The 1675-nt window shown below is 73.0% G+C and carries 2 protein-coding genes; both read right to left on the bottom strand.

Going from position 1 to position 1675, the window contains the following annotated elements; genetic code table 11:
- The coding region (locus G3N92_RS33395) for an XdhC family protein (protein WP_277396222.1) at positions 1 to 385 on the bottom strand (385 nt) is incomplete at its 3' end.
- Positions 382 to 1675, bottom strand: a 1294-nt coding sequence (locus tag G3N92_RS33390; RefSeq protein WP_206131770.1) for a cytochrome c, incomplete at its 5' end; no start/stop codon positions are given. The genes G3N92_RS33395 and G3N92_RS33390, both read right to left, overlap by 4 nt.

Here is a 1675-nt window from a genome sequence, read left to right as displayed (position 1 = left end):
CGAGCGCCTCGCGCACCAGCCGCAGCGTGCCGCCACACGGCAGCCCGAAGCGGTGCGCGTCGTCGGCGTTCAGGCCGTATTCGACGACGCCCGGCAGCGGGCCGGGCGGGCCGTCGCGGCGCAGCGATTCGGCGAGGTCGTCCTCGATGCAGCCGCCCGACACCGAGCCGCAGATCCGCCCGTCGCCGCGCATCGCCATGATCGCGCCCACCGGACGCGGCGCCGAGCCCCAGGTCCGCACCACCGTGTAGAGCCACACCGCATGGCCGGCCGCGCACCATGCGCCGGCCGTCTCCAATACTTCGCGCTCCGAACCGTGCCAGCCGGTGCCGTCGTGATGGCCCCGGCCGTCGCCGGTGGCGAGAAACCGATCCGCCGCGTTCAATGTGCCGCTCCTTGCGCGCGAATCCGCGCCGATGCCGCTTCGAGATCGCGCCACGCCGGCTGGTCCGGCGCGTAGCGCTTGCGGATATAGGCGGCGAGTTCGGCCATCTGGCGATCGTCGAATTCGTCGCGGAAGCCGGGCATGTAGCCGAGCGCGGCGGTGGCCGGCTGCGCGATGCCGTTCTGCAGCACGCGCAGCAGGTTGTCGGGGTTGGCGTGGCTGACGCTGGTGTTCAGGCCCATCAGCGGACGCACGCCGAAGTGCCCCACCCCGCCCGATTCGGCATGACACACGGCGCAGGCCGCCTCGAACGTGCGCCGGCCGTTCTCCATGCCGAGCGTCGAGACCGTTTCCGCGCCGCGCGACGCAACCGCGGCCGCGGCGGCCGTCGCCGCGGCGTCGTCCACATGCGGCGACAGCGACGCGAGGTAATGCGCCATCGCCCGCACGTCGCCCTCGGGCAGTTCGGCGAGGCCGGCCACGACCGGCGCCATCGGCCCGGCCGCCACGCCGTGCTCGGGCGAAAAACCGGTGCGCAGGTAGCGGAACAGCGCGTCCTCGGTCCACGGCACCGGCGCGGCGTGCGCGGCGGCCACCAGCGCGGGCGCATCCCAGCCTTCGGCGCTGCCGCCCGTCAGATAGGCGAAGCCACTCTTTTCCGCGCCGAGCGCGTTGCGCGGCGAATGGCAGGCGCTGCAATGGCCCGCGCCGTCCACCAGATACTTGCCGCGATTCCACTGCGCCGAGCGCGCCGGATCGGGCGCGTACGGCGTGTCGTCGTGATAGAGCCAGTTCCAGCCCGCGACCAGGCGGCGCTGGCTCATCGGGAACGGCAGCCGCGTTTCCGGCGGCGCGGCCTGCACGGCCGGTTGCGACATCAGATACGCATAGAGCGCCAGCAGATCCGGCTCGCTGAGCTTCGCGAACGCCGTGTACGGGAACGCCGGATACAGATGACGGCCGTCGCGCGAGATGCCTTCGCGCATCGCACGCGCGAACGCCGGATAGGACCACGAACCGATGCCCGTCTCCGGGTCCGGCGTCAGGTTGGTCGAATAGATCGTGCCGAACGGCGTTTCGAGCGGGAAGCCGCCCGCGTTGGTGCGGCCGCCAGGCGCTGTGTGACAGACGGCGCAGTCGCCGGCGATCGCCACCAGCCGACCGCGTTCGATCGTGTCCGCGCTCCAGACCTGCGCGCCGGAGGCCGAGCCGGCCGGGATCGGCGCGATCGGCGCGGGGCCGGGCAACATCGCGCCGGCCAGCCCGATCAGGCCGCCCACCACGCCGCCA

The organism is Burkholderia sp. Ac-20379, from assembly GCF_017104645.1.
Classification (GTDB): Bacteria; Pseudomonadota; Gammaproteobacteria; order Burkholderiales; family Burkholderiaceae; genus Burkholderia.
This window is presented reverse-complemented; position numbering and strand designations above follow the sequence as displayed.